The sequence below is a fragment of the Amycolatopsis sp. CA-161197 genome (assembly GCF_050942255.1).
In the GTDB taxonomy this organism is placed as follows: Bacteria; Actinomycetota; Actinomycetes; order Mycobacteriales; family Pseudonocardiaceae; genus Amycolatopsis.
The window spans coordinates 3904674-3930158 of record NZ_CP192059.1 but is presented as its reverse complement, the minus strand read 5'-3'; the positions used below and the strand labels follow the sequence as shown (position 1 = coordinate 3930158).

Sequence of the window (25485 nt, the reverse complement as noted above, 5' to 3'; positions counted from 1 at the left end):
CTCATTTCAGCTCGGTCCGGTAGGTCTCGGGCATCCGGCAGACCGCCACGAACGTGATGATCGCCGCGGCGGTCGGGAGCGCGGCCACCACGAGCGCGTTGCCGGTGGCGTCGATCAGCGCGGTGGCGATGAAGCCGGCGGTGCCGCCGAAGGCCATGACGGAGAAGTTGTAGCCGATGCCCAGCGCCGAGTAGCGGACGTTGGTGGGAAACAGCTCGGCCAGCGCCGCGGGCCCGGGCCCGGAGAACGCGGCGAGGACGAGCGCGATGACGATCTGGCCGAGGTAGGCGCCGGCCGTGCTGCCGGTCTGGAACAGCCACATCACAGGGAACGTCAGCACGATGAAGCCGCCGGAACCGATGAGCAGCAACGGTTTGCGCCCGATCCGGTCGGACAGCGCACCGAAGAACCAGATGGCCACGGTCAGCACCACGAGCGCGACGAGGTTCGACGCCTCGACGGTGCCGGAGTCGAGTTTCACCTGCGTTTTCAGGTGCGTCGGCAGGTAGGTGAGGAAGAAGAAGTACGCGACGGTCCAGCTCACGGTGAAGAAGAACCCCAGCGCCATGGCCGATTTCTGCGTGCGCAGCGCCAGCCGCAGCGGGCTCGCGCTCACTTCGCCCGCGGCCTTCTCCGCGCGGTAGAGCGGCGTGTCTTCGAGCCCGAACCGCAGCACGAGCGCCACGACAGCCGTCAGCGCGCCGACGAGGAACGGGATGCGCCACCCGAAGTCCTTCATGCTCTGCTCGGTCCAGAACAGCGAGTTGAGCGCGACGACCCCGGCGGCCACGAGGAAACCGGCGGCGGTGCTGACCTGGTTGAGGCTGCCGTAGCGGCCGCGGGCCTTCGGGGGCGCGTACTCGACGAGCATCGTCGCCGACCCCGCCCACTCGCCCGCGACCGCGAAGCCCTGGAACAGCCGCAGCACCACGAGCAGGATCGGGGCGGCGAGGCCGATCGTCGCGTAGCCGGGCAGCAGGCCGACCAGCACGGTCGCGGCGCCCATGAGGATCACGCTCAGGATCAGCGCCGGCCGGCGGCCGACCTTGTCGCCGAGGTGGCCGAACACCACGGTGCCCACGGGCCGGGCGAGGAAGCCGACCGCGAACACGGCGAACGTCGAGAGCAGCGACGAGAACGAGTCGCCGGCGAAGAACTGCGCGGACAGGTAGACGGCCGAGTACGCGTAGACGAGGTTGTCGTACTGCTCCAGCAGGTTGCCGATGCTGCTCGAGACGACGGCCCTCAGCTGGAGTCTCGGGGCGTCCGCCTCCGTGGCGGCGTGCGCGGGGTGCACGGTCATGGTTCCTCCTCGGGAAGGGTCAGGACGCCGCCAGGTACCCGCCGTCGACGGGCACCAGCGCGCCCGTGACGAACGAGGACTCCGGTCCGGCGAGGAAGGCGAGCACGTCGGCGAGCTCGCCGAGCTCACCCGCGCGCGCCATCGGGGCACCGTCCACGCGGGCGCGCAACGCGTCGGGCGGCAGGTCTTCGAGCAGCGCCGTCCGGAACACCCCGGGCAGCACCGCGTTCACGCGGATCCCCCGCGGCGCGAGCTCCACGGCGGCGACCTTGGTCAGCTGGTGCACCGCCGCCTTGCTCATCTGGTAGGCCACGGACGACGGCACGGTCCCCTCGCCGCCCGGCGGCGTGGTGACGCCGTAGATGGAACCCACGTTCACGACCGCGCCCCGGGTGGCGGCGAGGTCGTCGGCGAAGGTCTTGATGCCGCGCCACGGGCCGAACGCGTTCACGGCCAGCACGCGGGCGAAGTCTTCGTCGGAGGTCGACAGCAGGTCGTCGCGCGCGCTGACACCCGCGTTGTTCACCAGCAGCCCGACCGTCCCGAAGTGCTCGTGCACGTGCTCGCGCAGCCGTTCCCACGACGCGGAGTCGGTCACGTCGAGGTGCACCCGGTCCTTCTCGGTGCCGTCGAACCGCAGGTCCGCGCGCACGACGGCCGCGCCCGCGCGGGCCAAGCGGTCCGCGAAACCGGCCCCGAGCCCGCCGGCCGCACCGGTCACCACCGCCAGCGTGTCCACTCGGCTCTCCTCCCGATCGACAACGGTGCCGGGGAAGGTAGGCGGGCCGGCCCGGCTCGGCATCGGTCGTTCGACCGATGTGCGAGAGCCGCGAATCGCGGTTCAAGTGGATCGGCCTGGTCATCTTCGCGTTCGGGTTCTCGCTGGACCCGCGGTCGTCGTAGGGTCGGACGCATGGCGATGCTGCAGTTCGACGACGAAGGCGCGAAGCGCACCGACCGGCTGTACGCGAGCCCGGACGTCGTGGCGCAGCGGAACGTGGTGCTGTCCTTGCTGGCGCCGCGGCTGGGCGAGCGGGTGCTGGACGTCGGGTCGGGACCGGGGTACCTGCTGGAGTCGATGGCGCGGGCGGTGGGTGCGACGGGCGCCGCGCACGGGCTGGACCCGAGCACGGCGATGAACGCCCTGGCCGCGAAGCGGGCCGAAGGCCTGCCCTGGGTGCGGCTCGACGAAGGCGACGCGACCGCGCTGCCCTACCCGGACGACACGTTCGACGCGGCCGTGTCCACGCAGGTCTACGAGTACGTGCCCGACGTGCCGGCCGCCCTGGCCGAGCTGCGCCGCGTGCTCAAGCCCGGCGGACGCGCGCTGATCCTCGACACCGACGCCGACTCGCTCGTGTGGCACACCTCCGACCTCGCTCGGCACCGCCGGATCCTCGACGCGTGGGACGAGCACCTCGCCCACCCGCGCCTGCCGCGCGAGCTGCCCGCGCTGCTGAAGCGCGCGGGCTTCCGCGTGACCGGGCACCACGTGCACCCGATCCTGAACCCCGAGCTGACGCCGGATTCCTTCAGCGCGACCCAGATGCACATCGTCGCCGAGTTCGTCGCCGGCCGCCGCGGGGTCACGGCGGCCGAAGCCGACGCGTGGCTGGCCGACCTGCGCAAGCGCGCCGAGGACGGTGAGTACTTCTACAGCCTCAACCGGTATCTGTTCACCGCCGAAGCGGAGTGACCGGCGCGTTTCCGGCGGACGGCCGCGAGCCGGGTGGTCACGCGCCGGACATCGCCATGACGAACCCGAGCACGGTGGTGGCACTGCCCGCGACCGGCAGACACCAGGTGACACTGCCGGGAGCACCCACGACCGCTGCCTGTGCCGCCGCCGGAATCCACCCCAGTGTTCCGAACTACGGCCGCGCGCCGGACGGGACGAGCTGGTTTCGGGCGCGGTTCAGCTCTCGATCTCCTGCTGCCACCGCGTGATCCAGGCCGAGAGGTTCTTGGAGATGGCTTCGCTGTCGAGCTGGATCAGCGATGAGATCTCCTGCTGGCCGTAGGGCACGTAGTTCGCGCTGAGGAACTGCTGGGGCAGCGTGACCTTGCTGTTCGTCGGGCCTTCCGCGATCGCCTGCACGAACTTGCCGTTGACGGCCGAGGAGATCTGGAAGTCCAGGTATGCGTGGGCGTCCTTCGCGCGGCTGGTGGCCGCGGGCAGGCACATCGCGGACAGGATGGCGGTGGCGCCTTCCTGCGGCCGGACGAACGCGACAGGCGCACCGCTCGACTTCAGGGCGCTCGTGCGGTCGGCGTACCAGACGCCGATGTCGGCCTCGCCGCTCGTGAGCAGCTTGCTCATCTCGTCGGGGGTGCTGTAGATGGCCGCGAGACTCGGCTTCAAGGACGCGATCGCGGCGAAACCGGGGTCGATGGCGGTCTCGCTGCCGCCGTTGAGCCGGGCGGCCATGGCGAGGAAGTGGTAACCGGCGGTGCCGCTGACGTTCGAGATCGCGACCTTGCCGCGGTACTTCGGGTCCCACAGGTCTTTCCACGACTTCGGCGGCGTTTTCACGCGCTCGGTGTGGTAGACGATGCCGGTCATCGACGCGAGCTCGGCGACCCAGTAGCCGTCCTTGTCCACGGCCAGCGGGTACAGCTCCGACAGCGACGGCAGCTGCGCGCGGTCGAGCTTCTGCAGCAGCCCGGCGGCTTTCGCCTGGTACAGTGGCGCCAGGTCGAGGTAGGCGAGGTCGAACGCGTTGTTCGCGGCGCGCATCTTGGTCAGCGCGTCGCTCGAGATCGCGGTGATCAGGTCGACGCCGACGCCGGTCTTGGTGGTGTAGGCGTCGGCGACGGTGCTCTGCACGGCGCTCTGGAACGTGCCGCCGAAGCTGTTGATCTTCAGTCCGCCACCCGACGAGCCGGGTTTGCCCGCCATGTTCGGGCCGCAGGCGGTGAGCACGGCGGCGCCCGCCGCGGCGCCGGTGAGCCGGAGGAAGCCCCGGCGGTCGAGGGTCGGCATGGTGTCTCCTAGCTGGTCGGCACGGTGGGGAGGGGAGTCAGTGCAGGGAACGGCCGCCGTCGAGCGCGAGCGTTGCGCCGGTGGCATAGCGGTTGGTGGCGAGCAGCACCACGGCCTCGGCGATCTCGGCCGCTTCGGCGGTGCGTTTCACCAGGTACGGTTCGAAGTTCCGCACGGCCGCGCGAGCCTCGCCGCCGCGCTGCTCCTGGGCGTGGCGCGCGAGCGGGGTGTCGACGAGGCCCGGGCACACGCAGTTCACGCGGATGCCCTGCGGCGCGTGGTCGATCGCCATCGCCCGCGTCAGCCCGACCACCGCGGCTTTCGACGCGACGTAGGCGGGCATCTCCGGGATCGCGCGCAACGCGGCCGCCGACGCGACGTTGACGATCGCGCCGCCCTCGGGCATCAACGGGATGAACGCGCGCGCCGTGCGCCACACGCCGGTGACGTTCACGTCGAAGGCCCGCGTCCAGTCCGCTTCGGACACGGAGAGCACGTCGCCGACGGCGACCACACCCGCGCAGTTCACCAGCACGTCGCACCGGCCGTGCTCGGCGGCCACCCGGCCGGCCAGCGCGGCGACACTGTCCGAAGAGGACACATCCGTGGACGGCGAAGCCGCCACATCGGCCACGACGACCGAGAAGCCGCGCTCCGCCAGCAGGTCCACCACTGCCGCGCCGATGCCGCTCGCGCCGCCGGTGACCACGGCGACCCCGGTCACGGCGCAAGCCCCGCTTCCGCGAGCAGCGCCGGCCGCACGCGGTCCGCGTAGTCCGCGCAGGACACGAACTCGCCCGTCCCGGCAGCCAGGATGTGCTTGATCGTCTCCTCCAGCGCCCACAGCCGCGACGGGCGCCCGATCACCTGCGGGTGCATGGCCAGCATGAAGTGCGTGCCCTTCTCCTGCGAAATCCCGTCGTACTCGCGCGTCCACGACTCCGCGACGGCCGAGGGCGCCGCCATCGTGCGGCCCGGCAACCGGTTGCTGTAGAGGAAAAACGGCGCGTCGTCGAGCACCCACGCGAAGGGCAGCTCGACGATCGAGGTCGTGCGCCCCTGGTCGGCCAGCAGGTGCGCGGTGTCGGCGTCGAAGAGGTTCGACGAGAACGTCATCCCGAACTGTTCCATGTACCGCACGGAATCCGCGGTCAGCTCCCCCGCCGGCGAGCGCCAGCCGCGCGGCTCGCGCCCGGTCGCCTTCACGATCGCGTCCCAGCCCTTCCGGAACTCCTCCAGCTCGGCCTCGGGCCCCAGCTTGTCCGACCACTCGTGCGTGTAGCTGTGGTGCTCGATGACGATCCCGGCTTCGAGGATGGCCTCGATCTGCGCCGGGTACCGCTCGACCACGAGTCCGGGCACGAAAAACGTCGCCGTGAGCTCGTACCGCTTGAGCAGCGCCAGGATCCGCGGCAGGCCGACCTTCGGCCCGTAGTGGCCTTGCGAGAGCCAGACCGGCTTTTCCGCACCCGCCGGGTCGCGCGCGGTCCACAGCAGCTCGGCGTCGAGGTCGAAGGTCAGCAGAACGGGAGTGGGCATCGGCGGCGCTCCTAACGCGACGTGGACAGGGCGGGCACGGGCGGCAGGCGGAACACGCGGTCCTGGAACGTCGCGGCGTAGGACATCAGCACGTCCTCCGAACCGGGCCGCCCGATCAGCTGCAGCCCGGCGGGCATCGACCGGACGGTGCCGCACGGCACCGTCACCGCCGGGAAACCGGTGTAGTTCAACAGGAACGTGAAGGCCACGAACCCGCGCCGCGCGTCCTCCGGCAGCTCGAGATCACCGTCGGGGATCCGCGGCGCGGTGAACGGCACGGTCGGCGTGGCCACCACGTCCACGCCGTCGAGCAGGCGTTCCAGGTGCTCCACGGCCTTCAGCTGGGTTTCGACCGCGGCCGAGTACGCGGCGCCGGTGACGGCCGAGCCGCGCGCGAACTGGTGGCGGCCGTAGTCGGTCAGCAGCGCGTTGGCCTTCTCGTCGCGGAAGATCTCCTCGCCGCCGGTGGAGAACCGGTCGGCCTGCATCATGTCGTAGAACGCCTCGCTGAACCGCGGCGAGTCAAGGCTGGCCACCGTTTCGTCGAGCCGGCCGCCGCATTCGCGCGCGAACCCGGCGGCGGCTTCGTACGCCGTGGCCACGACTTCGCCGTCCGCGCCGGGTACGCCGCTGTCGCCGATCCACCGCACGCGCGGGGTCGCCGGGATCCCGGCCGGCTGCCGGATGCCGGTCGGCAGCAGGCCGCGGCTGAGCCCGTCGCCGGCGTACGGTCCGGCCATCACCTGGTGGAGCACGTGCGCGTCGCGGGCGTCGAGCGTGATCGGACCGCCGGCGGAGAACCGGCGCGTGCCGATGCGGCCGCCGGTGCGGGGCAGCGCACCGCGCGAGGGCATCAGGCCGACGCAGCCGCACAGCGCGGCGGGCACGCGGATCGAGCCACCGCCGTCGCTGCCCACGGCGATCGTGGTCAGCCCGGCCGCGATCGACGCCGCCGCTCCCCCGCTCGACCCGCCCGTGGTGCAGGCCGGGTCCCACGGGTTGCGCGTTTCGGGCTGCAGGTCGTTGACCGTGCGGATGTAGATCGCGAACTCGGGCGTGTTCGTCTTCCCGACGAGGATCCCGCCGGCTCGGCGGATCCGGTGCACCAGCTCGGCGTCGTGGTCGGGCACGTGGTGGTCGTAGACGCGTGAGCCGTACGTCGTGCGCACGCCGCGGGTGTCGAACACGTCCTTGACGGAGAACGGCACTCCCCACAGCGGCCCGGGTTCCTCGCCCGCGGCACGGCGGCGGTCGAGCTCGCGGACCTGCTCGCGCGCGTGTTCCTCGTCGACGGTGAGGAACGCGTGCAGCGACGGGTCGGTCTTCCCGATGCCGGCCAGCGTCTCGTCCAGGACCTCGCCGGCGGAGAGCACTCCGTCGACGACGGCGTTGCGGAGCTCGAGCGCTCGTTCGGGAATCATGACCATCCTCCCCAGATGGACCAGCCGCCGTCGACGGACAGCGTCTGGCCGGTGATGTAGGACGCGTCGCGCGAGAGCAGGAACCGCGCGGCGGTGGCGATTTCGCGGGGCGCGCCGAGCCGGCCCAGCGGCGTGCGCTGCAGCACCTGGCCCTCGTCGAGCAGCCCGCGGGCGAAGTTGGTGCGCACCAAGGGAGTCAGGATCGTGCCGGGCGCGATCGCGTTCACGCGCACGCCGTCGGGCGCCCACTCGGCGGCCAGCTGTCTGGTCAGCCCTTCGAGCGCGGCTTTCGTCGCGCCGTAGCCGGCGCGGCCGGTCAGCGCCCGGCCGGCGGCGAGGCTCGACATCGTCACCACGGCGCCGTGCGCGGCCACGAGGTGCGGGTGCGCGGCCCGCAGCAGCCGCGTCGCGCCGAGCAGGTGCGTTTCCAGCAGCGTGGCCCAGTCGTCGTCACCGAGCTCGCCGAACGCTTTGGTGAGCCCGGTGCCGGCGTTGCTGACCACCCCGTCGAGGCGGCCGAACCGCTCGACAGCGTTGCTCACCAACGCTTCCGCCACCGACGGCTCCCGCATGTCGCCCGCGACCGGCACGGCCGTACCACCTTCGGCGCCGACCAGCTCGATCGTCTCGGCCAGCCCCGCGTCGGCTTCGAGCCCGTGGACGACGACGTCCCAGCCGCACTTCGCCAGCTCGACCGCGCAGGCCCGGCCGATGCCGGACGACGACCCGGTCACCACCGCCGCCGGCCGCGTGCCCTCAGCGCTCATCCTGGGTGCCCCCTCGCGTCACGAGCCCGACGAGCAGCGCGGAGACCAGCACGATCACGGTCGAGACCGCGGCGATCGTCGGGTTGTTCGAGTACTGGACGTAGGTGAAGATCGTGATCGGCAGCGTCGTGAATCCGCTGCCGGCGAGGAACAGCGTGACCACCGCTTCGTCGAACGAGATGACGAACGCGAACACCGCGCCGCCCACGATCGCGCCGCGCAGCGACGGCAGCACGATCCGGCCGAACGTGCGCAGCGCACCGGCCCCGAGCGAACGCGAAGCCTCCTCCAGCGCCGGATCGAGGCGCCGCAGCCCGGCCAGCACCGACCGCGTGACGAAGGGCGACGCGATGATCACGTGCGCCAGCAGGCCGCCGGGGAAGGTCCCGAGCCAGCCCGACAACGACAGCGCGAACAGGATGCCCAGCCCCAGCACCACCGCGGGCAGCAGGATCGGCGACAGCAGCACCTGTTCCAGCGCGCCGGTGACCACGCCGGGCCGGCGCACGATCGCGTAGCTCGCGAGCACGCCCGCCACGACGCTGAGCACCGTGGTCGTGGCCGCGAGCTCCAGGCTGGTCCACAACGCCTCGAGGAACTTCGGATCGTCCGCGGCGGCCGCGAACCACTTGAGCGTGAAGCCCTGCGGCGGGAACGTGAGGTACCCGGTCTCGGTGACCGACGAACCGATCGCGACGGCCAGCGGCGCGAGGGCGAAGACCACGATCACGGCGATCACCACACCGAACAGGATCCTGCCCGCCCACCGGCGTTCACCCGCGCGTCGCACGACGCACCGCCCAGGTCTGCAGGGACAGGATCACGAAGGTGATCACCAGCAGCACGACACCCAAAGCCGAAGCGAGCGGCCAGTTCTGCGCCGTCGTGGCCTGCTGGTAGATCACCGTGACGATCGTGGACACCTTGCCGCCGCCCAGCATCTGCGGCGTGATGAGCGCGCTCATGCTCGTCACGAACGTCAGCGCCGACCCGGCGGCCAGGCCGTCGAGCGACTGCGGGAACGTCACGCGCCGGAACACCTGCCCCGGCGGCGAACCCAGGGCCGCGGCCGCCTCCTCCGTGCGGCGGTCCAGCGCCGACAACGCGGCGACGAGACTGATGACCATGAACGGGAAGTAGGTGTGCACGAGCCCGACCACCACGCCGGTCGGCGTGTTCAGCAGCTTCACCGACGACAGCCCGACGGCGTCGAGCGCGCGCTGCAGGAACCCGTCGCTGCCGAGCAGCACCTGCCAGCCGAACGTCTTCACGACGACGCTGGTGAGCATCGGGATCGTCACCACGGCCATCAGCGGGCCGCGCAGCCGCCGCGGGCCGCGCGTGATCGCCAGCGCGAGCGGATACCCGATCAGCGCGGAGATCACGGTGGTCGCGAGCGCGAGGCCGAGCGTGCGCAGGATCAGGTTGCCGTACAACGGCGTGGTGAAGATCGTGAGGAACTGCTCGAAGGTGAAGCCCCACGTCTGCCCGCCGGCGGCGTCGAAGTGCTCGAGCGAGAACCGGATCACGAAGTAGAGCGGCACCGCGAACCCGACGGCGAAGATCACCAGCATCGGCAGCAGAAGCAGCAAGACCCGGCGGGACGGCGCTTTCCGGGCTTTCCCGGCGATGCGCGGCGGCGCGGCCGGCTGGGTGAGCGTGGCGGTCATGCGCCGGCCCCGTCGGGCAGGAGCACGGCGTCGTGCGCGGCTATGCGCAGTGAAACCTGTTGTCCTGCCTCGAACCGTGTGCTCGCCGTGCCGGTGACGAGTGCCTGGATCCGGGTTCCGGCGGCGTCGGCCTGCACGACGAGCGAGCTGCCGTAGTAGAAGCTCTCGGCGATCGTCGCGGGCAGCACGCCGGGTCCGGCCGGGGCCGGTGCGTCGATCCGCACGTCCTCGGGCCGCACGAGCACCATCACTTCCGCGCCCGGAGCGGCTTCGTCGCCGGTGACCAGCACGCCCGCGGCCGTGGTGACCGTGGTGGATCCGGTTGCCGGACCGGCCGCGGTCACGGTGCCCGCCAGCAGGTTCGCTTCGCCGGCGAAGCCCGCCATGAACGCGTTGACCGGACGCCGGTACACCTCGCGCGGGGTGGCGAGCTGCTCGATCCGGCCTTCGCGCAGCACGGCCATCCGGTCGGCCATGCCGAAGGCCTCCTGGCGGTCGTGCGTGACCATGATCGTCGTCGTCCCGGTGCGTTGCTGCAGCCGCCGGATCTCCTCGCCCACCTCGCGGCGCAGATTGGCGTCGAGGTTCGACAGCGGCTCGTCGAGCAGCAGCAGCTCGGGGTCCATCGCCAGCGCCCGGGCCAGCGCGACGCGTTGCTGCTGCCCGCCGGACAGGCGCGCCGGGCGTTTGCCCGCGTGCCCGGCCAGCTGCACGAGCTCGACCAGCTCGGCCACGCGCGCCTTGACGGCGGCGCGGCCTTTCTTCTGCACCTTCAGCGGATACGCGATGTTGTCCGCGACGGACAGGTGCGGGAACAGCGCGTAGCTCTGGAAGACCAGGCCGATGTTGCGGCGGTGCACCGGCACGCCGGCGAGGTCGCGCCCGTGCAGCAGCAGCCGTCCCGCGGCCGGCTCGGCGAACCCGGCGATCGTGCGGATCATCGTCGTCTTGCCCGACCCGCTGGGCCCGAGCAACGCGATCAGCTCGCCGCGCCGCACCGACAAGTCGACTTCTTGCAGCACGCGGGTGGCGCCGTAGTCGACCGTGACGCCGCGCATGGCGAGCACGACATCGGCTTCCGGCCGGGCGTCCGCCGTGGTCACGTCCGCGGCCCGGCTCCGAATGGTGGCGGGCATGCGCACCTCCGCATCGTCGTGGAGTGCCATCCGAGCTTCCTAGCATCTGGTCAGACCAGATGCTAGGTTGACGGGAGCCATCATTCATCGGCGCCCGGGCGGGGTCAAGACGTTCCCTCCGACCGGCTCGCCCCCGTCGACCTCACGCGGGTGGGCACGAGAGGATTGCGGAATGTTCACCCCCGTCACCAAGGGCCGGGCCTTCGAATCGGTCGTCGCCCAGATCGAGGCCGCCATCTACGGGGGCCAGTTCAAAGCCGGCGACTACCTGCCGTCGGAGCGCGCGCTGGTCGAGCAGTTCTCCGTCGGCCGGTCCACGGTCCGGGAAGCGCTGCGCATCCTGGAGAACATGGGACTGATCAAGACCAGTCCCGGCAGCCACAAGGGACCGCGGGTGTCGGCGTCGATGACCGAGGGCATCTCGCGGATGCTCAACGGCGCGGTGAAGGTCGAGCAGATCTCGCTCGTCGACCTCGTGCAGTACCGCATGATGACCGGCTCCACGGCCAACTTCCTCGCCGCGCACCTGCGCACGCAGGAACACCTCGACGAGATGGCCGAGGCGATCCGGCTCATGGCCGAGGTCGGCAGCGGCGACACCGAGGCGTTCGCGCGCGCCGACGCGCAGTTCCACGCCGCGATCCGCAAGGCGGCGGGCAACGCGCTGATGGACATCATCAACGACGTGATCGAAGAGGCCATAGTGGACCTCGTTCGCGACACTGTGGACTCTTCGACCGAGACCGACGAGGTGCGGGCGGAGTTCGTGCGCACGCACCAAGAGGTCTACGACGCGATCGAGCGCGGCGACGCCGAGACCGCCGCGTCGCTGTCGCGCCACAGTCTCGCGGCCGTGTACGGGCGGAGCCTGTCGGCCGAGGACCGGCGCCGGCTGGAGCTGCTCGACGCGTCGGTCCGCTCGGAGTAGCCCGCCCCGCCCTCAGGTCTCGAGCCTCAAGCCTCAAGCCTCAGTCGAAGAGGAGACGCGCATGCGCAAGCACCACCTGGCCGTGATCGGCGGCGACGGCATCGGCCCCGACGTGACCGCGGCCGCCCTCACCGCCGTGCACGCGGCGGCCGGGAAGTTCGGGTTCGCCGTGGAGACCACGGAGTTCGACCTCGGCGCCGAGCACTACCTGCGCACCGGCGTGGTCCTCGACGAGCCGGCCGTGGAGAAGCTGCGCGAGCACGACGCGATCCTGCTCGGCGCGGTCGGCGACCCGCGCGTCGCGCCCGGCATCCTGGAACGCGGCCTGATCGTGGCGCTGCGGGTGGCGTTCCGGCAGTCGGTGAACGTCCGGCCGGTGCGCCTCTACCCCGGTGTGGAAAGCCCGGTGAAGGGCGTGACGCCGGAGAACTGCGACCTCGTGGTGCTGCGCGAGAACACCGAAGGCCTCTACGCCGGCGGCGGTTCGACCACCCACGCCGGCACCCCGCACGCCGTGGCGCTGCAGAACTCGGTGACCACCGTGGCGGCGACGAGGGAGATCGTCGAGTTCGCGTTCCGGCTCGCGGAGCGGCGCCGGCGGCGCGTGACGTTGTGCCACAAGACGAACATCCTCGTGCACGCCGGGCAGCTGTGGCAGGACGTCGTCGACGAGGTCGCCACGCGCCACCCCGACGTGGAGCACGACTACGTGCACGCCGACGCGATGTGCCTGCACCTGCCGACGAACCCGGGCCGCTTCGACGTGGTGGTGACCGACAACCTCTTCGGCGACATCATCAGCGACCTCGGCGCCACCGTCCAAGGTGGACTCGGCGTGGCCGCGAGCGCCAACCACAACCCGACCGGCAGCGCGCCGAGCATGTTCGAGCCCGTGCACGGCTCCGCGCCCGACATCGCCGGCCGCGGCTGGGCGAACCCGGCCGCGGCCGTGCTGTCGGCCGCGCTCTGCCTCGCCACCCTCGGCGAGCGCGACGCGGCGCTCGCGCTGGAGGCCGCCGCCGCGTCCGTGCTCGCCGAGCTCCCCGCCCTGGCGGGCCCGGACATGGGTGCCACCACCGATGAGCTCGGGCACCGGATCGCCGACCGCGTCGCCACGGTGGCCCCGGCGGCGATCGGCGACCCGGCACGGTCGTTGGTCAGGGCGCTCGCCTGAGCGGGATCAGTTACCCGCGAGGATCTGGTCGATGCGGGCGAGCAGCTCGGGGCTGTTGCCGGTGATCTTGCGGAACTCGTCGAGCCGCAGGGCCGGGCCCTCGTCCAGCGACAGCTCGGCGCTCCGCACCAGCACGCGCTTCGCCGCGTAACCTCGCCGGAGCGCTCGCCGAGCTCCTCCAGCCGGTCGCCGAGCTCCGCGATCGACGCGAAGTCGAGGTAGTTCGGGGGCGGGCGGGTGTAGGTCAGCACGGCGACACCGTCGCGGTCTTCCAAGGTCCCGCTGGGCATGAGTTGATCTCAAGGACGAACCCCCGCACACCCGGTCCGAACGACCCGAAAGGAACCGGAACCTGCCCTCGCGCGCACCGTCCTCTGTGGACACCCGGGACCCCCGGCGCGATTCGTGTCTTGTCGGAGACACTCGGGCGACCACCTGGCGAACGCCGTCCCGGCTTCCCGATCCCCTCTCCGTCCGCGGCCGACCGCGATGCAAAAGGCGGCCGAACACCTGCTGTGGGTGGTCACGATGCAGGCGGCACTGGGTGGAAGTGACCGACAGCTGAGTCAGACAAAAACCAACCATCTCTGCGAACTTTCAGGTCAAGACTTTCGTAGCTAACCCACGCCCGGCGCTCTCTGGTCTGCTCAGGGGCAAGATCCTGCAGGTCCTCGAAGGGAGATGGCGAATGAGGGCAGACGTGAGGCGCGTGGTGGCCGCGCTGGCCGGGGTGGTGGCGGCGGGCGTGGTGGCCGCGGCGGGGGCGCCCGCGGCGTCGGCCGAGCAGGAGCCGTTGATCGTGGGCGGGACGCCCACCACGATCGACGAGTTCCCGGCCACGGTGATCTTCAACGTGGGTGGCGCGCAGCACTGCGCGGGCAGCCTGGTGGCGCCCAACAAGGTGCTGACGGCGGCGCACTGCACCGACGGCGTGAAACCCGCCCAGATGGAGATCATCGGCGGGCAGACCAACTTCTCCGACACCACGGGCGAGAAGGCGGGCGTCACGGAGGTCTGGCAGAACCCTGACTTCACCATGTCCGGCATGCAGCACGACAACTCCGTGCTGACGCTGGACAAGAACCTCTCCTTCAAGCCCGCCACGCTGGTGCAGTCCGCCGACGACCCGGCCTACCGGACTGGCTCCGACGTCACCGTGGTCGGCTGGGGCACCACGTCGGAGAACGGCGACGTCTCGGACGGGCTGCTGAAGGTCACCCTGCCGGTGGCGGACAACGACACCTGCGCCGCGGCGTACCAGAAGATCGGGGACAACTTCGACAAGGCGTCGATGTTCTGCGCGGGCGTGCCGGAAGGCGGCAAGGACTCGTGCCAGGGCGACTCCGGCGGCCCGGCCTACGTGGACGGCAAGCTGGCCGGCATCGTGTCCTGGGGCCAGGGCTGCGCGCGCGAAGGGTTCCCCGGCGTGTACACCAACGTGGGCAACGACTACCAGGTGATCAGCTCTCATTTGGGCTGACCACCGCCCGCCGGCGGGCTGCGCACCAGCCCGCCGGCGGGGTAGCGTGTCCCTCCATCCGACGCAGCGGAGGCGCGATGGAGGGCATGACCGTCCGGCTGGACACCCGCGACGTCGACCTGGCCCGCGCCCAGGTGGCCGGCTCCTACTGCCCCCACGACCTCTCCCCGCGCGGCCCGGCGTTCCACGCCCGCCACGCCGAAGCGTCCGGCGACGAGCTCGGCGTCTTCTCCCTCTCCTACGGCGGCGATCCCGTGCAGGTCGATCCCGTGCCGTTCGGCGACTTCGTGCTGTTCTCCCGTCCGCTCGCCGGCGAGCTCACCGTCGGCGAGGACACCCGCGTCGCCACCGGGCAGACCGTCGCCCTCGACGCACGGTCCGCCCACGCGCTGGCGTTCGGCCCCGGCTGCCGGCTGCTCACCGTGAAGCTCCCCGGCAAGCTGCTCGCCCGCGCGGCTGCCGCGTCGGGCCGGGCCGCCGACATCCGCACCGGCCGAGCACTCGACCCGCGGCCGTGGGACGCGGTCACCCGGTTCGTCGTCCGAGAGGTGCTTCCCCACGGTCTGCTGAAAGCGCCGTTCGGCACGTCGGTGGCGCAGCTCGTCGCCGTCGCGGCGCTGGACTCGTTCGGCGGCGCCGCCCCGAGCCGCCGGCAGGGCACCGCGGCCGATGTCGTCCGCCGGGCCTGCGAGTACATCGACGCCCACGCCGGCGCGGCCGTCGGCCTGCTCGACATCGCCGCCGCGGCCGACGTCGCCCCGCGCACCCTGCAGGACCACTTCCGCGAGCAGCTCGGCACGTCCCCGACGGCCCGGCTGCGGCAGGTCCGCCTCGAACGCGTGCACGCGGAACTCCTGGCCGGCGCCGCGAAATCCGTGGCCGAAGTCGCCACCCGCTGGGGTTTCGGCAACCTCGGGCGCTTCGCCGCCGACTACCGCCGGACGTTCGGCACCACCCCGTCCGACGACCTGCACCGCGCCTGAGCCCCGCGCGTTCCGGCCAGGCCGCGGATTCCGGACAGCCGCGGCCCGGCAACACGGCTACCTTGCCCGCCACCGCATCACCGCCTGCGAAGGGAAGACGCCATGGCCACTCTCGTCCTCGTCCACGGTTCCTGGCACGACGGACCGCTCTGGGAACCCGTCGCGAAGCACCTGCGCGACCGCGGCCACGAAGTGCACACCCCGACCGTCGCGGGCCACGGCAACGGCGTGGACAAGAACGTCGACCACAACGACTGCACGCAGTCGATCGTCGACGCCATCACCACCGCCGACCTGCACGACGTCGTCCTGCTCGGCCACAGCTTCGGCGGCACGGTGATCGCCCGCGTCGCCGAGGAGATCCCCGAGCGGCTCAAACGGCTGATCTTCTGGAACGCGTTCGTCCCCGCGCCGGGCAACAGCCTCAACGACGAGCTCCCGCCCCACTACCGCGAGATGTTCGCGCAGACCGCCGCCGCCAGCGACGACAACTCGGTCGCCATGCCCTTCCCGCTGTGGCGCGAGGCCTTCATCCAGGACGCCGACGCCGAGCTCGCCGCGTCGACGCACCGGGAGCTGTCCACCGAGCCTTACCAGCCGTTCCTGGACAAGCTCGACCTCACGCGGTTCTACGCGAGCGACATCCCCAAGAGCTACATCAACGCCACGGAGGACACCGCCCTGCCGCCCGGCGAATGGGGCTGGCACCCGCGGATGTCGGGCCGGCTCGGGCTGTACCGCCTCGTGCAGCTGCGCGGCAGCCACGAGGTCATGTTCACCGCACCGGACCGGCTCGCCACCGCGATCGAGGAAGCCGCCCGCGACTGATCGGTCAGGCGCCGTAGGTCGCCTGCGTCACCGCGAACACGTTGCGGTTGCCCGCGCCTTCCTGGAGTGTCCACAGTAGATCGGCATTGGTCGCGTCTTCCCAGTACGACAGGCTTTCGCCGCTGGAGATCCACGTGTGCGTCGCCGGGCCGGTGGCCGGGGTCCAGTAGTAGAGCTTCTTCTGGCCCGAGGAGTTGAACCACCAGCGGTTGTTGTGCGAGGCGACGCCGTTGAGGTTGTACCAGGGCAGCTGCAGCGCCTCGCTCGCCGTGGTCGTGGCGGCGAACGTCGTCGCGCCCGCGGCGAACGGGAACCGGATCGCGCGCGGCGCGCGGTTCGGGTACGCGGTGCAGCCGGACTGGCAGGTGTACTCCGCCATCACGATCGACTTGCTCACGCGGTCGAGCGAGATCGAGGACCACGCGAGGTTGGTGCCCGACGTGGTCTTCGACGTGATCGTGCCGACCTGCGGGAGCACGTAGGCGTAGTTGTGGGCGTAGTAGGTGCTGCCGGTCTGGTGCCCGATCTGGCCGGCCGTGCCGCCGGTGTTCGTCTTGAGGATCTTGCGCAAGTCGAACACGCGCATGCCGTGGCCGGTGTCGGCGACGTACAGGTAGTCGCCGTACCAGGACACGCCCCCGGCGTGGATCGGGATGTCCTTGAAGTCCGGCGCCGACGCCGTGCCGGTCGGCTCGACGAGGAGGATCTTGCGGTACTTGTTGGGGTAGGTGGCGTCCCAGTCGACGAGCGTGATGCGGCTGCGGGCCTGCGCGCCGTCGCAGCCGTCCTTGGTGTACCAGCTGACGAGCACGAGCTGGTGGCCGTCGTAGTTGCCGCTGTTCGCGGTACCCACGGCGTCGCGGCTGGTCGTGATGCCCTGCGGGTAGTTGGCGCAGTCGGAGTTGTCCGCGCTGTCGAACCGGAACCCGTCGGCCAGCCCCGCCACCGAAACCGACGACGGCAGCGCCGTCCGGTCGTGGTTCGCGTTGTCCATCACCGTGTGCACGGCGGCGGTCCCCAAGGTCGAGACCAGTGCCGCGTTCACGCTGTCGAACTGGTGATAGTCCGCGGTGAGCGTGTACTGGCTCGTGGGCAGATTGGTCGGCGCCGTCGCCGCCAACGCCGGCGGCGACGCGACCACCGCTCCCGCTATGAGCACCGCGGCGGCCACAACCGCCCGCGAAGCAACCAGAACCCGACGACGCACCGACATGAGACCCCCCAGGATCCGAAGCTACGTTCGCGGCCACGCTAGGGGTGGGTGGCGGGGTTCCGCAATACCCCTAATGCCACCCCCGGTTACGGGGAGTCAGGGGTACACCTGCCGGTTGCTGACTGTCCACTCAGTACTCATCTGCCGGCCGCCTCGGAGTGGTGGAACCGCAGGGGCTTCGGCCGATGTGAACGATGTTGGACGCTGACGACGCCCCGCCGGCCTGGACGACATCCCGACGGCCTGACGACGGTCCTGACTGCGACGACACCACTTGTTCACAGCACAGTGATCTCGACGCTTGCACGCCCAGCGGACCCCGACTGCCTCAGACGCCTCGCGCCGCTGACGTCAACACCCACCCGACGGCCGCACCAAGACGAACAACGCCGGGGTCCAGACAACGAATCCTCGCGGCAGTGACCACGTTCCGCCCAGCGGAGCCTCCTCCGAAGTTGCAGCCGCCGCAGTCCGAACCGCCCCACGCCGCCCGGGTCAGGATTCGCCAGTCGACCGCATCAGCGCGAACAGCCCCCGCCGCCCCGACAACGGGTCGTCAGCCGCCGTGACACCGTTGCGGGCCAGTAAAGCGGCCTCCACGCCCGTGGCGGCGGCGTGCCCGAGCTGGGCCGCGCCGAGGGGCGTGCCCGTGAGGGCGGCGAGGCCGGAGGCCTGCGTGGCCGCGATGCCGATGGTGTGGCGCAGGGCCGGGCCGCGCAGGTCGAGGACGCGGGCCGCCGCGGCGGCCGCGGCGACGGTGCCCGCCGTGGTTTCGAGGCACCAGCCGGAGCGGGTGTGGTCGGGGCCGAGGCCGTCGGCCACGGCGCGGGCGACCGCGTAGCCGGCGACGACGGCGTCGGGCGCCCCGTCGAGTGCGGCGACGGCGGCGACCACGGCGGCCCACTCGAGGTGCAGTTTCGCGGCCGCCGTGCCGAACAGGCGGGCGCGGCCGGTGGACCGGTCGGCGGCTAGGCCCAGTGCCTCGCGCACGACGTCGGCGGGTTCGGCCGCCCGGACGAGGGTGAGCGCGATGGCGGCCTCCGGGGAGTCGGCCACCGGGGCGTGGACGAGGGCCAGGATCTCCTCGGTCACGCGACCACCGCGTCCAGCAGCGCGCCGAGCCCGGGCGCGGTGGCGAGCCCGTCGACGGCCGCCGCCAGTTCGCGGGCCGCGCCGGGGCCGAGCATCGGTTCGACCAGGCGGTCGACCTTCCTGAACAGCTCCTCGTCGGTGAGCGGCCGGGCCTCGCTGCCGCGCGCGTGCTCGACGTGGACCTCCACCGGATCCTCCCCTTCCCGTTCGACGCGCACCGTCGCCGAGTCCCGCGGGCACTCGGCGATCGGCACGAGGTTCGTCAGCTCGCGCAGCCGGGCCACGTCGGCGGCGGCCGCGCGCTCGTCGGAGAACTGGCGCAGCCCGGCCTCGCCGTCGAGCAGGCCCACGGCCGCCGCGTGCCGGGCGCTGAAGCGCGCCTGCAGGCCGTCGACGGGCTGCGCACGGCCCATCAGCTCGGGCACCAGCGGGTGGCACCGGATCTCGACGGCCGTGATCGACCGCGGCTCCCCGATCAGCGCGGACGCGGCGACGGCAGCGTCGATCGCCGGGTGCGCCACGATCCCGCACGGGTAGGGCTTGAACGTGTTGCTCTCCAGCTCCCACGCGCCGGTCCACGCGCGCCGCAGCTGTTCGTAACGCGGCTGCGCGAACACCGGCAGCACGCCGCCCGGGCCGAGCGGATCGTCGGGCGCGGCCAGGCCGGCGGCCGCCAGCCGCGCCGCGAGCACCCCCGTGGCCGCGGCTTTCCCCGCGTGCAACGGTTTCGTCATGGAGCCGAACGCCTCGCGCTGGCCGAGCGTGCCCGTCGCCGCGATGCCGAGGGCGTGGCCGAGCCGCGTCGCGTCGAGGCCGAGCAGGTGGCCGGCGGCGACGGCCGCGCCGAACACCCCGCACGTGCCCGTGATGTGCCAGCCGCGGTCGTAGTGGCTGGGCGAAATGGCGACCCCGATCCGCAGCTGCGCCTCGCACCCGAGGGCGAACGCGGTGAGCGCCGTGGCGCCGTCGGGAGCGGTTTCGGGTGCGAGCGCCAGCACGGCGGCGAGCGCGGTGGCGCCGGGGTGGATCACGGTGTGCAGGTGGGTGTCGTCGAAGTCGTCGAGGTGCCCGGCCGTGCCGGTGACGATCGCGGCCCACTCGGGATCGAGCCGTTCGCCGCGGCCGGGGACCGGGACGGCGCCGGTGGCCCCGAGCTCGGCGGCGGTCGCGAGCACCGCCTCGACCGCCGGGGTGCGGGCCGCGCCGATCGCCGCGCCGAGGACGTTGAGCAGACTGCGCCGCGCGGCCCGGGCCACCGCGGCGGGCAGCGGCGCTTCGGCCGCTTTCCGCGCGTGCGCGCAGAAGAGCCGGGTCGAGTCGGAAGCCATCCGAAGATCATTTCAACGCCGCCCGCCGAGAACAACGACAACCGCGCGCCGGTCCGTTGCGAAAATCGCAACGATCAGCCGTTGCCCCGCGCGCGCCCGCACCATCAGCGAAACAGCGGGTTTTCTTTGGTGCGCCAGGAAAATCGTGCGGTGACACCCCCGTCGCGATCGGGATCCGCACGACGAGCGGATGGTGGTGATCGGCCATCCGGCTCGGCACCGGCCATCGACTCGACGACGAACGGGTGACTGCCCTCCACCGACACGCGCGGCAGGAACCCGGGCACAGGTTCCCGCGGCTGCTCGCGTCCGACGCAACGAACGACCGATCCTTCGTTTCCCGCAGGTGCACCGCTTAGTGCCTGGTCAGCGGATCCCCGATCGGCACCGCGAACACCAGGGGTTCGGTGAACAGCGGCAGCGCCACCACGTCGGGTGCGGCGGAGCCGAGCATCGGCGTCACCGCGCAGGCGGGTGACCGCGTCCATCGCGCAGCTCTGGTAGCAGCGGAACCGCAGGTCGGGGTGGCATTCGAGGAGACCCACCAGCACCTCCGGCACGAAGCCGAGCCCGAGGGAGAACGTGTGCGCGATCCACAGCACCTGCCGCGGACCGCCGGAAGCGGCGTGCGTGGTGACGATCGCCTCGGCCCGCCTGCGCAACACCGCGCTCAAGCACGCGGCCGGTGTCGGTCAGCCGGACGCGGCGCCCGTGCTGTTCCACGAGGTCGCCCCCAGCTTGCGCTCCAGCGCGAGGATGTTGCTGCACCGTCGTTGACGCCGAGCTCGTCGACTGCGCGGACGAAGCGCTCGTTCCCGGCGAACGCGAGGAAAACCTCGAAGTCGCGAAAGGACACTTCGTCGTCCACCGCTGTTGTTCTGCTCGCTGCGCGCCGGCGCGGACGGCCGGCCGCGCCGGACGCGGCGCGCGCGTTGCCTCACAGCTCGTGAGGTCTTGTACCGATCGGTCGGTACGGCTATAGTTCCGCGAAACATCCCAGGTCACGGGCGTGAAGATCGCCGGCCTGGGTCCGCCCGCCACGGGTCCCGGGACCCGCGGTGGCCGCCACCGGCACGCCGTTCGCGTGCCGTCTCCCCCGATGACGCTGGAGGTAGTTGTGGTTGTCGAGCAGCAGCAGGCGACGCGGATCAGACCCGCGCGCGTGGCGTTCGCGAGTTTCATCGGCACCGCCATCGAGTGGTATGACTTCTTCCTCTTCGGCTCGGCGGCGACGCTCGTCTTCAACGGCCAGTTCTTCCCCACGCTCAACCCGCTGGCCGGCACCCTGGCGGCCTTCGCGACGTTCGGGGTCGCCTTCGTGGCGCGCCCGCTCGGCGGCATCGTGTTCGGCCACTTCGGCGACCGGATCGGTCGCAAGCGGATGCTGTTCCTGTCGTTGCTGCTCATGGGCGGCGGCACGGTCGCGATCGGCTTGTTGCCGACGTACGGCCAGATCGGCGTCGCGGCACCGATCCTGCTGGTGCTCGTCCGGCTGCTGCAGGGCTTCGCCGTCGGCGGCGAGTGGGGCGGCGCGGTGCTGATGGCCGTCGAGCACGCCCCGCCGCACCGGCGCGCGTTCTACGGCAGCTGGCCGCAGGCGGGGGTGCCCGCGGGTCTCGTGCTGTCGGCGTCGGCGTTCCTCGCGGTGCAGCAGCTGCCGAAGGACCAGCTGCTGAGCTGGGGCTGGCGCCTGCCGTTCCTGGCGAGCGCGGTGCTCATCCTCGTCGGGCTGTACGTGCGGTCGCGGCTCGAGGAGTCGCCGGAGTTCAAGCGCGCCGACGTGCCCACGTTTCCCTTGCGGGACACCCTGCGGCGGTCCTTGCGCGCGGTGCTCGTGGGGATCTTCGCGCAGGCGGGGACGAACATCCCGTTCTACATCGCGAGCGTTTTCGTGCTGTCGTACGGCCCGAACGCGGCGGGCGTGTCCCGGGGCACGGTGTTGACCTGCCTCATCGTGGCTTCCCTCGTCGACATCGCGGCCGTGCCGTTGTTCGCCATGCTCGCCGACCGCATCGGCCGCCGCAACGTCCTCCTCGGCGGCGCGGTGTACTCGGCCGCCGTCGCGTTCCCGTTCTTCTGGCTCCTCGACACGGGCGCGCCGGGCGCGGTGCTGCTCGCGATGTTCCTGCTCGCGACCCTCGGCCACGCCAGTACCTACAGCGCCATGGCGGGTTTCCTCGCCGAGCTCTTCGGCGCGGAACACCGCTACACGGGCGTCTCGGTCGCCTACCAGGTCGGCGGCTTGATCACCAGCGGCCCGGCGCCGTTCATCGCGGCCGCGTTGTTCGCCGGCTTCGGCGGTTCGTGGGTGATCGCGCTGTACATCGTGGTGGCGTGCGCGATCACGTTCACGGCGCTGTTGCTGGCTCCCCGGCGGAGTTGACCGCGCGCAGGACTACGTCGCGGGTGTGGTGGGTGCCTTCCGGCCCGGGCCTGGTCCGGGGCCGCGACTCGTGGACCAGGATCGTCCAGCCGTCGAGGAGCCCCGCGATCTCGTCGGGCCGGTAGTAGTCGGCGTAGTCCACGCCCTCGTCGCCGGGGTCATGCCCGGCCACGAGCAGCGTGCCCCCGGGCGCGACCGACGCGAGCAACCGGTTCAGCGCCTCGTGCTCCGGCTGGTGCCGCAAGGGGAAGTACTGCACCGACACGAGATCGAACACCCCGGCCGGCAACGCGGCGGTGCTCAGATCGGCCCGCGTCCACGCCACCCGCCCGGCGACGTCGGAGCCGTGTGCTGCCGCCGCGCCCCGCCGCAACGCCGTCTCCGCCACGTCCACCGCCGTCACCCGCCACCCCCGGTGCGCCAGCCACATCGCGTCGGCCCCCTCCCCGCACCCGACGTCCAGCGCCTCCCCCGGCGCCAGCCCCGCGGCCTCCGCCACGAGCACCCCGTTGGGCTCCCCGCTGAACACCTGCGGGCGGCCGCGGTACATCTCGTCCCAGGACTCTGTATTCATGTGCCTCGCCTTCGTCACGACGTCCGGCCACCAATCTGCCGCGCGCGCGATCTCCTCGGCAAGCTCCTTTGCCGGAACGGCAAAGTCCTTCGCGATGCCCGATAGACTCCCGGCCGTGCCGGAATTCGCGTGGGTCGAACTCGACGGGGAGGTCCAGCGCGAACTGTGGAACGAGTTCGCCACCGAATACGGCTTCCGGCGCGGCCCAGATCCGGCGTCCTGGCCGGCGATCAGGGAACCGGCGCCGTCGTTGTGCTGGGCCCTCGGCTCAGCACCGATGCAGCCGGTCGCGCAACTCGTGTGCGACGTCCTGCGCGCCTGCACCGAATACTGGGACTCGGTGTTCTGGCACGACTCCGTGCACCCGTCGGCCCAGTACCGGCCGCACCGAGTTACGGACATCACGGATCTCGATGGCTGGGAGTACACCCACTACCCCAACGGGGATTACCTGATCTTCGTGTCGAAGGACCTGTCGTTCGGCGTCGTCGGCAACCACCACGAGCGAAGCCTGTGTTTCTTCGGTGAAACCGCCGTGCAAGCGGCCACCGAGCTGAACCGCAGGATTCTCGGCCCCCTGCTCCGCCGTGACGGGCAGACCGTGGACCCCGGCTCAGTGACCGAACAGCGACGTCACCAGCGTTTCCGCGATCTCCCGCAGCTCACCCGGCTCGTACCGCACCCGTTCCATGACCGCGAGGCCGCGCGTGGTGCTGACCACGAGCCGGGCGGCGGCGTGGAGGTCCACAAGGGACTCGACGCCGTCGTCCAGAGTGGACAGTTTCTTGTACACCAAGGTTTCCAGCTCGTCCAGCAGAGCGCGCACAGCGGATTCCGCGCGGGGCGACTCCGTGGCGGCTTCGATGGCGGTGCGGGTGGAGAGGCAGCCGTGGGCGGGCGTGCCGGCGGTGAAGGTCGTGATGCAGTAGTCGAAGAAGGACAGGAGGGCCGCGCGTTTTGTCGGCCGATTGAGCGCCGCAGAGGCGCCGGCGAGGAAGCCGGCCGTGTATTCGCCGAAGGCGCGCAGGAAGATTTCTTCCTTGCCGCCGTAGGCGTTGTACAGGGAGCCGCGCTGGACGCCGGTGCCGGCGGCCAGGTCGAGCATCGACGTGGCGCGGAAGCCGCGGTCGGTGAAGACGTCGAGGGCGCGCGAGAGAGCCTCGCGCTCGTCGAACTGGCGTACGCCCGCCATGGCACCCCTTTCCCTACCCGCAGGCCAGCCTAGTCCGCTGCGGGACGTCGAAGACGCCGTGCCGCGTCAGCAGCCCGGCCAGCCACCCCAGCGCCGCCGCCAGCAGGATCGGCGGCAGCAGGTCGAGCCCGCTCAGCTCGACCGCGAGCACGACGGCCGTCGCCGGGGCCCTCGACGCCGCGGCCAGGCACGCGGCCATTCCCGCCGCCGCACCACCGGCCATGGGCAACGCCGAACCCACGGTCGCCCCGACGAACAACGCCGGCCCGATCGTCCCGACCACCCCGCCCGCCCCGACGGTCACCCCCGTCGCGACGACCTTCACGACCGCCAGCGCCAGCAACGCACTCACGCCACCCGCGGCGGCCCCGGGCTGCCCGACGCCGGCGACACCGGGCGCCACAAGCACGAGCAGCCCGACGGCCACCCCGCCAACGACAGCGCGAACCCAGCCAGAACAGGCCCAGGTGACGAGAGTCCTGAGCCGGTCCGGCCGGGCGGAATCCGCGACACCCCCGGCCCCACCCGAGCTACCGGCGACTTCATCGGCCGGACCAGCACCCGCGCGGATCCGCAGCCAGCGCCACGCCGCGCGCGCCCAACCCGGCTGAACGGCACCCCGGGCGACACGAGCGTCGCCCGAGCGAGAGCCACCGACGACGACGTCGGACCTACCCAATGCACTCCGGTGCGAGGCATCAGCAAACCGGCCCTCGCCCGAGCCACCCCGCCGTGAGCCGGCCGCACTGCGGGCCCAGCCGGGCCAAGTCGCGCCCGCGTACAGCGACCACGCCAGCACCACGCCGAACAGTCCCGCCACCACACCGCCGAACGGGGACCCGGCCACGTCCACGTCCGGTAGCCGCAGCGGTTCGCCAGGCAGTGCCCAGCCCGTGAGGGCGCCGGAGGCCGAGCCGAGGGCTACGGCGGCGAGCTCCGCGCCGCCGAGGGCCTCGACGAGGACCTCGGCCACGAGCACCACGCCGGCCAGCGGCGCGCCGAACGAAGCGGCGACGCCGCCGGCGACGGCGGCGGCCGCGACAGGGCGCAGGGAAGCGGGAGGTAGCCGCAGCACGCGGGCCAAAGTGGAGCCCAGTGCGGCCGAGATGTGGACGACCGGGCCCTCCGCGCCGCCCGAACCGCCGGAGCCGAGCATCGTGCCGGAGGCCAGCGCTTTGGCGCCGGCGACGCGGCCGCGGACCGGCGAGCCCGCGAACGCCTGGCGCACCTGGGGAATCCCGCCGCCACCGGCGTCCGGTACGAAGCGCACCACCACCACGCACAGCAGCGCGCCGGCGACCGGCGCGAGCACGACGACGGCGGGCGGCGCACCGGCCACCAGCGACCGGAGCGCGCCCACCGTCTGTCCGAACGCGACAGCCGCGACTCCGGCGACCGCGCCGGCGAGGGCAGCCGAGCCGAACAGAGCCGCCGAGCCGGCCCGAGCAACGACGCCGGACAGGCCGGTGGAGCCGGACAAGGCAGCCCTCG

At 71.9% G+C, this 25485-nt stretch carries 25 protein-coding genes and 1 pseudogene; 8 read left to right on the top strand and 18 right to left on the bottom strand.

Translation table 11 applies throughout. The features are described 5' to 3' along the window. Position 1: 1 nt before the first annotated feature. On the bottom strand, positions 2–1303 hold the full coding sequence (locus ACQPXB_RS18780; RefSeq protein ID WP_432853816.1) for an MFS transporter: 1302 nt from the start codon (positions 1301–1303) through the stop codon (positions 2–4). Positions 1304–1322: 19 nt separating this feature from the next. Then, positions 1323–2042, bottom strand: coding sequence for an SDR family NAD(P)-dependent oxidoreductase (locus ACQPXB_RS18775; protein ID WP_432853813.1), 720 nt, complete (start codon positions 2040–2042; stop codon positions 1323–1325). Positions 2043–2216: 174 nt separating this feature from the next. On the opposite strand from ACQPXB_RS18775, the gene ACQPXB_RS18770 reads away from it, so the two are divergent. After that, a complete protein-coding gene (locus ACQPXB_RS18770; protein ID WP_432853810.1) occupies positions 2217–2999 on the top strand; it encodes a methyltransferase domain-containing protein in 783 nt (260 codons plus the stop codon). 219 nt (positions 3000–3218) lie between these two features. Here the strand turns inward: ACQPXB_RS18770 and ACQPXB_RS18765 are convergent, their stop codons facing one another. From ACQPXB_RS18765 to ACQPXB_RS18730, 8 genes are read right to left on the bottom strand one after another with little or no spacing between them, the layout of a single operon-like run. Beyond that, positions 3219–4286: an ABC transporter substrate-binding protein gene (locus ACQPXB_RS18765; protein ID WP_432853807.1), complete on the bottom strand. Its 1068-nt coding sequence runs from the start codon at positions 4284–4286 to the stop codon at positions 3219–3221. A 37-nt stretch (positions 4287–4323) separates the two neighbouring features. Further along, positions 4324–5010, bottom strand: a complete 687-nt coding sequence (locus ACQPXB_RS18760; protein WP_432853804.1) for an SDR family NAD(P)-dependent oxidoreductase — start codon at positions 5008–5010, stop codon at positions 4324–4326. Beyond that, positions 5007–5825 carry a polysaccharide deacetylase family protein gene (locus ACQPXB_RS18755; protein ID WP_432853801.1) on the bottom strand — a complete coding sequence of 273 codons (819 nt, stop codon included), beginning with the start codon at positions 5823–5825 and terminating at the stop codon, positions 5007–5009. The genes ACQPXB_RS18760 and ACQPXB_RS18755 overlap by 4 nt, the downstream gene beginning before the upstream one ends. Before the next feature lie 11 nt (positions 5826–5836). Further along, complete coding sequence (locus ACQPXB_RS18750) at positions 5837–7246, bottom strand: amidase (RefSeq protein WP_366578374.1); 1410 nt, start codon at positions 7244–7246, stop codon at positions 5837–5839. Then, positions 7243–8013 (bottom strand): SDR family NAD(P)-dependent oxidoreductase, encoded by a 771-nt coding sequence (locus ACQPXB_RS18745; RefSeq protein WP_432853798.1) that lies wholly within the window; start codon positions 8011–8013, stop codon positions 7243–7245. Before ACQPXB_RS18745 ends, ACQPXB_RS18750 begins: the two co-directional genes overlap by 4 nt. After that, positions 8003–8755, bottom strand: coding sequence for an ABC transporter permease (locus tag ACQPXB_RS18740; protein WP_432853795.1), 753 nt, complete (start codon positions 8753–8755; stop codon positions 8003–8005). Before ACQPXB_RS18740 ends, ACQPXB_RS18745 begins: the two co-directional genes overlap by 11 nt. 31 nt (positions 8756–8786) lie before the next feature. Continuing rightward, entirely contained in the window at positions 8787–9683 is an 897-nt protein-coding gene (locus ACQPXB_RS18735) for an ABC transporter permease (protein WP_432853792.1), read from the bottom strand. After that, entirely contained in the window at positions 9680–10849 is a 1170-nt protein-coding gene (locus ACQPXB_RS18730) for an ABC transporter ATP-binding protein (protein WP_432853789.1), read from the bottom strand. Before ACQPXB_RS18730 ends, ACQPXB_RS18735 begins: the two co-directional genes overlap by 4 nt. 142 nt (positions 10850–10991) lie before the next feature. Between ACQPXB_RS18730 and ACQPXB_RS18725 the strand changes: the two genes are divergently transcribed. Both ACQPXB_RS18725 and ACQPXB_RS18720 read left to right on the top strand, forming a co-directional pair. Then, positions 10992–11747, top strand: coding sequence for a FadR/GntR family transcriptional regulator (locus tag ACQPXB_RS18725; protein WP_366578365.1), 756 nt, complete (start codon positions 10992–10994; stop codon positions 11745–11747). A gap of 61 nt (positions 11748–11808) precedes the next feature. Next, complete coding sequence (locus ACQPXB_RS18720) at positions 11809–12921, top strand: 3-isopropylmalate dehydrogenase (protein ID WP_432853785.1); 1113 nt, start codon at positions 11809–11811, stop codon at positions 12919–12921. 6 nt (positions 12922–12927) lie between these two features. Here ACQPXB_RS18720 and ACQPXB_RS18715 read toward each other — a convergent pair whose 3' ends face one another. Continuing rightward, a complete protein-coding gene (locus ACQPXB_RS18715; RefSeq protein ID WP_366578362.1) occupies positions 12928–13056 on the bottom strand; it encodes a hypothetical protein in 129 nt (42 codons plus the stop codon). 553 nt (positions 13057–13609) lie between these two features. On the opposite strand from ACQPXB_RS18715, the gene ACQPXB_RS18710 reads away from it, so the two are divergent. The 3 genes from ACQPXB_RS18710 (at position 13610) to ACQPXB_RS18700 (ending at position 16212) form a co-directional block, all read left to right on the top strand. Next, positions 13610–14401, top strand: a complete 792-nt coding sequence (locus ACQPXB_RS18710; RefSeq protein WP_432853781.1) for a serine protease — start codon at positions 13610–13612, stop codon at positions 14399–14401. Between the two features lie 77 nt (positions 14402–14478). Then, on the top strand, positions 14479–15384 hold the full coding sequence (locus ACQPXB_RS18705; protein WP_432853779.1) for an AraC family transcriptional regulator: 906 nt from the start codon (positions 14479–14481) through the stop codon (positions 15382–15384). A 102-nt stretch (positions 15385–15486) separates the two neighbouring features. After that, positions 15487–16212: an alpha/beta fold hydrolase gene (locus ACQPXB_RS18700; RefSeq protein ID WP_432853776.1), complete on the top strand. Its 726-nt coding sequence runs from the start codon at positions 15487–15489 to the stop codon at positions 16210–16212. A 4-nt stretch (positions 16213–16216) separates the two neighbouring features. Here ACQPXB_RS18700 and ACQPXB_RS18695 read toward each other — a convergent pair whose 3' ends face one another. The 4 genes from ACQPXB_RS18695 to ACQPXB_RS18680 form a co-directional block, all read right to left on the bottom strand. Then, entirely contained in the window at positions 16217–17353 is a 1137-nt protein-coding gene (locus ACQPXB_RS18695) for a hypothetical protein (protein WP_432853773.1), read from the bottom strand. A gap of 567 nt (positions 17354–17920) precedes the next feature. Then, positions 17921–18517: an MmgE/PrpD family protein gene (locus ACQPXB_RS18690; protein ID WP_432853770.1), complete on the bottom strand. Its 597-nt coding sequence runs from the start codon at positions 18515–18517 to the stop codon at positions 17921–17923. Beyond that, the gene (locus ACQPXB_RS18685; protein ID WP_432853767.1) at positions 18514–19845 is read right to left on the bottom strand and encodes an MmgE/PrpD family protein; all 1332 of its coding nucleotides are present in this window, start codon (positions 19843–19845) and stop codon (positions 18514–18516) included. The genes ACQPXB_RS18690 and ACQPXB_RS18685 overlap by 4 nt, the downstream gene beginning before the upstream one ends. Before the next feature lie 104 nt (positions 19846–19949). Continuing rightward, a complete protein-coding gene (locus tag ACQPXB_RS18680; RefSeq protein ID WP_432853764.1) occupies positions 19950–20519 on the bottom strand; it encodes a hypothetical protein in 570 nt (189 codons plus the stop codon). A 425-nt stretch (positions 20520–20944) separates the two neighbouring features. Here ACQPXB_RS18680 and ACQPXB_RS18675 point away from each other — a divergent pair, with 425 nt between their 5' ends. Continuing rightward, positions 20945–22228: an MFS transporter gene (locus ACQPXB_RS18675; protein ID WP_432853761.1), complete on the top strand. Its 1284-nt coding sequence runs from the start codon at positions 20945–20947 to the stop codon at positions 22226–22228. Here the strand turns inward: ACQPXB_RS18675 and ACQPXB_RS18670 are convergent. Next, entirely contained in the window at positions 22194–22802 is a 609-nt protein-coding gene (locus ACQPXB_RS18670; protein WP_432853758.1) for a class I SAM-dependent methyltransferase, read from the bottom strand. The genes ACQPXB_RS18675 and ACQPXB_RS18670 overlap by 35 nt on opposite strands. Between ACQPXB_RS18670 and ACQPXB_RS18665 the strand changes: the two are divergent. Then, positions 22801–23322, top strand: a pseudogene (locus tag ACQPXB_RS18665) (DUF2716 domain-containing protein); the annotation flags it as partial. The gene ACQPXB_RS18670 and the pseudogene ACQPXB_RS18665 sit on opposite strands and share 2 nt — an antisense overlap. 93 nt (positions 23323–23415) lie before the next feature. On the opposite strand, the gene ACQPXB_RS18660 reads toward ACQPXB_RS18665, so the two are convergent. Then, positions 23416–23994: a TetR/AcrR family transcriptional regulator gene (locus ACQPXB_RS18660; protein ID WP_432853755.1), complete on the bottom strand. Its 579-nt coding sequence runs from the start codon at positions 23992–23994 to the stop codon at positions 23416–23418. A gap of 13 nt (positions 23995–24007) precedes the next feature. Beyond that, positions 24008–25474: a chloride channel protein gene (locus ACQPXB_RS18655; protein WP_432853752.1), complete on the bottom strand. Its 1467-nt coding sequence runs from the start codon at positions 25472–25474 to the stop codon at positions 24008–24010. Positions 25475–25485: the final 11 nt, after the last annotated feature.

Bases quoted from the DNA above. Each gene is read 5' to 3' on its own strand.
- ACQPXB_RS18700 (WP_432853776.1), top strand. From the start codon at position 15,487: ATGGCCACTCTCGTCCTCGTCCACGGTTCCTGGCACGACGGACCGCTC.
- ACQPXB_RS18735 (WP_432853792.1), bottom strand. From the start codon at position 9,683: ATGACCGCCACGCTCACCCAGCCGGCCGCGCCGCCGCGCATCGCCGGG.
- ACQPXB_RS18725 (WP_366578365.1), top strand. From the start codon at position 10,992: ATGTTCACCCCCGTCACCAAGGGCCGGGCCTTCGAATCGGTCGTCGCC.
- ACQPXB_RS18685 (WP_432853767.1), bottom strand. From the start codon at position 19,845: ATGGCTTCCGACTCGACCCGGCTCTTCTGCGCGCACGCGCGGAAAGCG.
- ACQPXB_RS18675 (WP_432853761.1), top strand. From the start codon at position 20,945: ATGACGCTGGAGGTAGTTGTGGTTGTCGAGCAGCAGCAGGCGACGCGG.
- ACQPXB_RS18755 (WP_432853801.1), bottom strand. From the start codon at position 5,825: ATGCCCACTCCCGTTCTGCTGACCTTCGACCTCGACGCCGAGCTGCTG.
- ACQPXB_RS18750 (WP_366578374.1), bottom strand. From the start codon at position 7,246: ATGATTCCCGAACGAGCGCTCGAGCTCCGCAACGCCGTCGTCGACGGA.
- ACQPXB_RS18765 (WP_432853807.1), bottom strand. From the start codon at position 4,286: ATGCCGACCCTCGACCGCCGGGGCTTCCTCCGGCTCACCGGCGCCGCG.
- ACQPXB_RS18730 (WP_432853789.1), bottom strand. From the start codon at position 10,849: ATGGCACTCCACGACGATGCGGAGGTGCGCATGCCCGCCACCATTCGG.
- ACQPXB_RS18770 (WP_432853810.1), top strand. From the start codon at position 2,217: ATGGCGATGCTGCAGTTCGACGACGAAGGCGCGAAGCGCACCGACCGG.
- ACQPXB_RS18745 (WP_432853798.1), bottom strand. From the start codon at position 8,013: ATGAGCGCTGAGGGCACGCGGCCGGCGGCGGTGGTGACCGGGTCGTCG.
- ACQPXB_RS18720 (WP_432853785.1), top strand. From the start codon at position 11,809: ATGCGCAAGCACCACCTGGCCGTGATCGGCGGCGACGGCATCGGCCCC.
- ACQPXB_RS18670 (WP_432853758.1), bottom strand. From the start codon at position 22,802: ATGAATACAGAGTCCTGGGACGAGATGTACCGCGGCCGCCCGCAGGTG.
- ACQPXB_RS18710 (WP_432853781.1), top strand. From the start codon at position 13,610: ATGAGGGCAGACGTGAGGCGCGTGGTGGCCGCGCTGGCCGGGGTGGTG.
- ACQPXB_RS18705 (WP_432853779.1), top strand. From the start codon at position 14,479: ATGGAGGGCATGACCGTCCGGCTGGACACCCGCGACGTCGACCTGGCC.
- ACQPXB_RS18780 (WP_432853816.1), bottom strand. From the start codon at position 1,303: ATGACCGTGCACCCCGCGCACGCCGCCACGGAGGCGGACGCCCCGAGA.
- ACQPXB_RS18660 (WP_432853755.1), bottom strand. From the start codon at position 23,994: ATGGCGGGCGTACGCCAGTTCGACGAGCGCGAGGCTCTCTCGCGCGCC.